Here is a 6,595-nt window from a genome sequence, read left to right as displayed (position 1 = left end):
ACGTTGAACGGTCGGGTGGTGGTGCGCGGTGATTTCGATGCTCTCACCGGTGAAATGTTGTTGTCGGCGTTGTCGAATCTGACGATGCCGACCCCGGCACCTGATGGAACCCCGGATTCTCGGTCTGCGGCGAAACGCACGGCGGATGGGTTCACCGAACTGATCCGCCGTTACCTGGACTGCGCCAAAACCGGTGTCGATGGTGGCCAGCGTCCGCATGTGAACGTGCACATCAACGCCCGCGATCTGGCGGAGCATCGGGACTGCGCCGCCGCACCCGGTTCTGTTGGTGGAGTGGCTGTGTCGGATCTTGATGTGGGGCACATGCCCTGGCTCGGGCCGCTGTCGGTATCGCAGACCAGACTCCTCGGGTGTGACTGCTTCCTGTCCACTGTTCTGCTCGACGGTCACGGGGCGCCGTTGGATGCGAAACCCGGGAAACGGTTGGTCACCGCGGAGCAGCGAGTGGCGTTGATCGCGAGAGACAAAGGCTGCGCCTTCCCGGGGTGCACATGTGTGCCGGCGTGGACGGATGCGCACCATATCCGGCACTGGGCCAACGGCGGCCCGACGGTGATGAACAACCTTGTCCTGCTGTGCCGTTCACATCACCGGCTGATGCACCGGAAATCCGGATTCGTCGGGAAATGGGTGATCCGCATCGGCGTCGACAACAAACCGTGGTTCATCCCGCCGCCCTCGATCGACCCGCAGCAGCACCCGCGATCGGCGAACACCACATTCAAAACCTGACTGAGTGGTGAGACCCGTTCAGATACACAACTTCACGTCGATAGGCTTCAACTCGGAGATACATCCGGGTTGGGGCCTGGAGGCCGTGTTGTTGTGAACGGCTGCAGATATGGGGGAGGTCATATGGTTGTGGACGTTGTGCAAGCGGTCGAGAGCGATGGGCCGGAGATTCTGGCGCTGCGGCACGCGGCAGAAGACTGGTTGGCAGAACGCGGAATCATCCAGTGGCGCCCACGCGAAGTGTCTGTCGAGCAGGTCGGGGAGCAGATTTCGAGAGGGGAGTTCTTTGTTGCGCGAGACCGGGCGCAGTTAAGGATTGTCGGCGCCCTGCGGTTGATCTGGTCAGACCCCGTGGTCTGGCCCGATTCGAACGAGCCTGCCGGCTACGTGCACGGATTGGTTATCGATCGAGAATTTTCGGGCACCTCGTTGGGCGAACGCTTACTCGTCTGGGCCCATCGACGGTCCGCGGAGGAGGGCGCGCAGTACTTGCGGCTCGATTGTGTCGAAACGAACGTGCGGTTGCGCCGCTACTACCGAGACGCGGGTTTCGCCGAGGTAGGGCGTCGTGACTTCGGAGATGTTGTCTACAACGGTTGGTTCAGCGTCGTGCTGTTCGAGCGTTCCCTGACCTGATTCATTCACAGCAACTTTCCAGCCGGCTCCCAGTGCCGCCGGGGTTGAAAGCGCGATCGTTGGCAGGACAGTAACTCGTGAAGGGACTTCCTGATGACCGCCGTTCTGCATCCGGCCCCGCCTCAGCGGCCGGCACCAACTGCCCATCGAGCCGAGCCCTCGCCGTCGTGGTTCCGCACTCGCCGTACAGGATTGGCGCTGACGATCCTGTTGGCAGCAACGGCGGTCTTGTATTTGTGGAATCTGACCGCGAGTGGCTACGCCAACACCTTCTACGCTGCGGCGGCGCAGGCCGGCTCCCAGAATTGGAAAGCGTGGTTCTTCGGCTCCCTCGATACCTCGAATTTCATCACTGTCGACAAACCGCCCGCTTCATTGTGGGTCATGGGTCTGTCCGGACGAATCTTCGGATTTTCGAGTGCCAGCCTTCTTGTTCCGCAGGCGTTGATGGGCGTCGGATCGGTTGCGCTCGTGTATGCGGCCGTCAAACGAGTGGCGACCCCGGCTGCGGGTCTTGTGGCGGGAGCTGTGTTGGCAGCTACGCCCGCTGCCGCCCTGATGTTCAAGTTCGACAATCCCGATGCATTGCTTGTCCTGCTCATGACTCTCGCCGGCTACTTCGTGATTCGCGCCATGTGCACGGCGGTGGGTCGACGAGCCGCAATGTGGGTGGCGCTCGCAGGAGTCGCGCTGGGCTTCGCTTTTCTCACCAAGATGTTGCAAGGGCTGATGGTGTTGCCTGCATTTGGTGCCGCGTATTTGATTGCCGGACAGGTGCGCTTGCGGACTCGCCTGTTCCACCTGGTGATCGGTGCTGCGTCCGTTGTCATATCGGCTGGGTGGTGGGTGTTGGCAGTGTGGCTGTGGCCCGCTGATTCTCGCCCGTACATCGGCGGATCGACCAACAACAGCGTCATGGACTTGGTACTGGGATACAACGGATTGGGTCGACTTTTCGGGAACACCGGTGGCGGAATGTCCGGTGGTAGTAGTGGAATGGCCGGTGGCAGTGCAGGTTCCAGCTTTGGGGGAAGTGCCGGACTCGATCGGCTGTTCGGCAGCGAGATGGGTATCCAGATTTCCTGGCTGATTCCTGCGGCACTGATCGCGTTGGTGTTCGGACTCCTCACCCGTGGGCGTGCACCGCGCACAGATCTTCTCCGTGCGTCGTTGATCCTGTGGGGTGGTTGGTTTCTCGTTACCGGCCTGATCTTCAGCTACATGTCCGGAACGATCCACCCCTATTACACAGTTGCGCTGGCGCCTGCTGTTGCGGGGATGATCGGCATCGGCGGATACGCCCTGTGGTTGGTGCGTGCCCGCTGGATCGGACGCTGCAGCTTGGCGGCGATGATGCTGTCCGCAGGAATTTGGAGCTGGGTGTTGTTGCACCGCAATGCCGAATGGCTGCCCATGCTGAAGTGGATTCTGTTGGCGGGCACTGTCGTCGGCGCGATCCTGGTTCTGGTGGGAGCCAAGGGTCGATTTCGCAAGCTCGCTGTCGCTGGATTGATCATCGGTTCGTTGGCAGGGATAACCGGTTCGGCGTCTTACGCGATTGCCACTGCCGCAACAGCGCATGGTGGGTCCATCCCGACAGCAGGACCAACCGGCGCCGTGTCAGACTCCGGAATGGGCGGGGGAGGAGGCATGGGTGGGGACCAAGGGCAGGGAGACGGTGGGGCTCTGCCGAACTCTGATGACGCGAGCAGTAATCCGACGGCGAGTGGGCCAGGAACAACGAGTGGGCCAGGAACAAGCAGTGGTAGCGAAAGTACTTCCGAGTTGACGGCAATGTTGGTCAATGCGGGCACCACGTGGTCGGCCGCGACCAACGGATCGCAAAGCGCAGCAACCTACGAGTTGGCCAGCGATACTGCGGTGATGGCGATCGGCGGTTGGAGTTCTGATCCCGCACCGACGCTGGACCAGTTCATCGAGTACGTGGCAGACGGCGAGATCCACTACTACATCGCCAGTGGCCAGGGCGGAAGCCCGAAAGACAGCCAAGGCGGGGACAGTACGTCGAGTGCTATTCAGGAATGGGTCGGAGCGAATTTCTCGTCGACAACGGTGGGAAATTCCACGATCTACGACCTCAGCGGGTATGTCGGATAGCGACGTAGTTGTTGTCGTAGGCAATGATCGAGAAATGTCTGGGCGCACCGCACACGAGTCGAACCGTCGCCGCGAGCAATGGACCTGGCGCGACGGGCTGGTGATCGTCTCGATCGTCGCATTGGGAACTGTTGTCGCAGCGGTGACGAACGAGGGCACGGGCACGTCGATTCCCGGCTGCGAGTCGGTGGAATCGCCAGGTCCGCCGGTGCGAATCAACTACGGTTTTACCGGTGAGCCCGGTTATGACGACCCGGACTATCCATGGTTCTCGGGACCGAAGGCCACCGCCATGAGCGACGCACTACTCGAATCGTTGCCTTCCGATGTCGACGTTGCATTTGCGAGTCCATCGAAATCGCTCGAGTTCGCGCCGATCCAGAATTACCGAGGCGTTTCGTTTCCCGACGGGGTCGACCCGATCGAGTTCAGCGGTTCGACGTCGGCGAAGGGAACCTTGACTCGCGTCGGGCGGACTGCGGATATCTCGGTTCAGGTTCGTGCATGGGATCAGCCGGTGCCACCGTGCCTGGAGGGGCTGGCGGATCGGCGGGAGTATCTCGCGAACGGAACGGTACTCGACATCGCAGATTTCGAGGACAGAGCAGATTTCGAAGACAAAGACGGTTCGGAAGTCGGGGGCGAGCGCGGTGTAGTCGCGTATCTCGGTGACGGATCCAGAGTTGTTGCGAGCATCGACACGTCGACCGGCACTTCGACGGATACTGGTCCGCTTTTGACGATGGACGAACTGATCGCGGTCGCGACAGCGCCCGGGCTCGCTGTGACTGAGCCGGTCCCAGACTCGACGCCGCCACCGATGGCATCCTGCTACACCGATTCCGTGAATGCCGGTCCACCTGCGACGCGCATGGAGATCGACCGGCTGAATCAGTTGCTCGATGCACGTTGGAAGGATCTCGGCGCGGAAGAGGTCACTTTGGAACGCCCGCTCGGTTCGCTGGTTCCGGATGACTACGGACGGGGAGGGGCGTGCGAACGAATCGTCGTCTCGACATCGGACGGCCGCGGTGATGTCGAAATATCGATTGGTACGGCTGTCCCGGAACCAGGCGCGATCCTGACGTTGCCCAACGCCACCACGGTGACTCGCCTGGTCGATCCCGATGGCTCGGGCGATGACACGGTCCGGGTTGTTCACCCCTCCGGCGAAACAGTAGTGGTGACCCAGTTCGTGACATCGGCTGGCTTCACATCGGCGTCGCCTTTGACGATCGAACAGCTCGAGTTCATCGCAACCACTCCAGGGCTGATGATTTCGGCTCGGTGACGGTGGTGCTGGCACAATAGTGACGAATCGTTCGTACCCAGTTTGTTCGTATCCAGACCTCGGAGGCTCAACGAATGGGCGATGCCAGCCCTGCTCGCGGTGACGACTTCTCCACGTGGTTCATTGACCAGTTCTCCGTGTACTGGCAGTCCGGTGGTGGAGCTCGCATCGAGGGACGCATTGCGGGCTATTTGTTGATCAGCGAGTCGCCAGGGGTCAGTGCCGAAGAGTTGGCGCAGGCACTGGGCGCGAGTCGCGGATCGGTGTCCACTTACATTCGCCGGTTGATTGACCGGGGGTTCGTCAAGCTCACGCGCAAGCCTCGGGATCGGACTCACTACTACGTCATGGATTCCGACGTGTGGGGCGGATTCCTCGAAACAGAGCACGTGTATCTCGAGAATCAACGCAAACTCGCGACTGAAGCACTGCAGTACGCAAATCCCAACGGCCCCGCCTACATTCGTGTCCTCAACATGCGCGATTACATGGGGTGGATCATCGACAATCGAATGTTGAGTAGCGAGTGGATGCGATTCAAAGCCCAACGCGACGGCAAGAAGCCCGCATCCGAATAGGACGCGGGCTTCTCGATCGCACGATGCTGATCTACATCATTTGTTCAGCTTCGCGATTGCCTCGTCGATCATCGGCACGTAGCGCTCGAGCGACCAGGGCACGGTCAGCGGGTTGATCATCGAGGAACCGGTGACGAAGGGCTGCTCGGTCGGAGCGATGACAGTTCCCCGAGTCACAGCGGGGATGGCCTGGTAGGCCGGCTGCGCTTCGATCTCGGCCCGATTGGCCGGGTCCGAGTAGAAGGTGAAGAGCAGGTCGGACTTGTCGAGGAGGTTTGCGTTCTCGAGGCCGATGACGGCGGAGTCTGTTCCTTCAGATTCCGTCAAGGTGTAGACGACGGGATCCACCTGCAAGCCGAGTGCGCGGACCATGGCCACGCGCTGCTCTTCGGCGAAGAAGACGCCGAGGGTTCCTGGGCCCGTGTTGTAGATGAAGGAGAAGCTGACGTCGGCGTAGTTCGGATGTGCTGCAGTCGATTCCGCGAACTGCGACTTGATCTTGTCGATTTCGGCTGTCGCCTTCTCGGATTCGCCCATGGCTTTGCCGATGACGTTGATCTGGTCTTCCCACGTGATGGTCCACGGACTCTCGGCGTAGGCGACGGTCGGCGCGAACGCGTTCAGTGAGTCGAACTGCTGCTGGGTGATGCCGGACCAGGGGGCGAGGATCAGGTCGGGCTCGAGAGCGATGATCGCTTCGATGTTGAGGTCGGTGCCGCCGGTGAACTGCTCTGGCAGTTCGCCACCCTGCTTCGTGACCGCTTCGTGCACCCACGGCAGATATCCGGTGTCGTCGCTGCCCCATGCGTACTTTTCGACGCCGACGGGAATTGTGCCGAGCGCGATCACGGTCTCCGCCGACCCCATGCCGAGGGTCACGATTCGCTCGGGCTTTTCGGTGATGACGGCGTTTCCGAGCGCACTTTCGATGGTGACGGTTTCGAAGTCGCTGCTGCTTGATTCGGTTGCGGTGTCGTTGTTACTGCATCCGCCGATTACCAGGGCGGCAATGACCAATCCGCTCAGGGCCACAGTTCGGCGAAGTGAGCGCACACGGGCGTATCGCATGGGGAACCTTCCGTTGTCGATGCGCCGAGGAGTGAGACTCCGACGGATCGCAGCCGACGGCCGGTTCCAGGCGCATCAGGAAGCATAGGCTAGCCTTTGCCAAAGTTTCAAATCTCTTGAAAGTTCACGAGGCGGCAAACGCCGACATGAC

The 6,595-nt window shown here is 61.0% G+C and carries 6 protein-coding genes; 5 read left to right on the top strand and 1 reads right to left on the bottom strand.

Annotation, left to right across the window (positions count from 1 at the left end):
* The 5 genes from AC1DVN_RS30010 to AC1DVN_RS29990 all read left to right on the top strand — a co-directional run.
* The coding region (locus AC1DVN_RS30010; protein WP_477994729.1) for an HNH endonuclease signature motif containing protein at positions 1-753 on the top strand (753 nt) is incomplete at its 5' end.
* 123 nt (positions 754-876) lie between these two features.
* Complete coding sequence (locus tag AC1DVN_RS30005) at positions 877-1,389, top strand: GNAT family N-acetyltransferase (RefSeq protein ID WP_019748801.1); 513 nt, start codon at positions 877-879, stop codon at positions 1,387-1,389.
* 93 nt (positions 1,390-1,482) lie between these two features.
* Positions 1,483-3,507 (top strand): ArnT family glycosyltransferase, encoded by a 2,025-nt coding sequence (locus tag AC1DVN_RS30000; protein ID WP_445387951.1) that lies wholly within the window; start codon positions 1,483-1,485, stop codon positions 3,505-3,507.
* Between the two features lie 34 nt (positions 3,508-3,541).
* Entirely contained in the window at positions 3,542-4,798 is a 1,257-nt protein-coding gene (locus AC1DVN_RS29995; protein ID WP_477994727.1) for a hypothetical protein, read from the top strand.
* 74 nt (positions 4,799-4,872) lie between these two features.
* On the top strand, positions 4,873-5,376 hold the full coding sequence (locus AC1DVN_RS29990) for a GbsR/MarR family transcriptional regulator (RefSeq protein WP_020908019.1): 504 nt from the start codon (positions 4,873-4,875) through the stop codon (positions 5,374-5,376).
* 36 nt (positions 5,377-5,412) lie between these two features.
* Here the strand turns inward: AC1DVN_RS29990 and AC1DVN_RS29985 are convergent, their stop codons facing one another.
* Positions 5,413-6,444, bottom strand: coding sequence for an iron-siderophore ABC transporter substrate-binding protein (locus AC1DVN_RS29985; RefSeq protein ID WP_279164155.1), 1,032 nt, complete (start codon positions 6,442-6,444; stop codon positions 5,413-5,415).
* Between the last annotated feature and the right edge of the window lie 151 nt (positions 6,445-6,595).

It is taken from the genome of Rhodococcus sp. P4_E4, from assembly GCF_056401575.1.
Note: the sequence above shows the minus strand (reverse complement) of the source record. Positions and strands in the feature narration are given on the sequence as shown.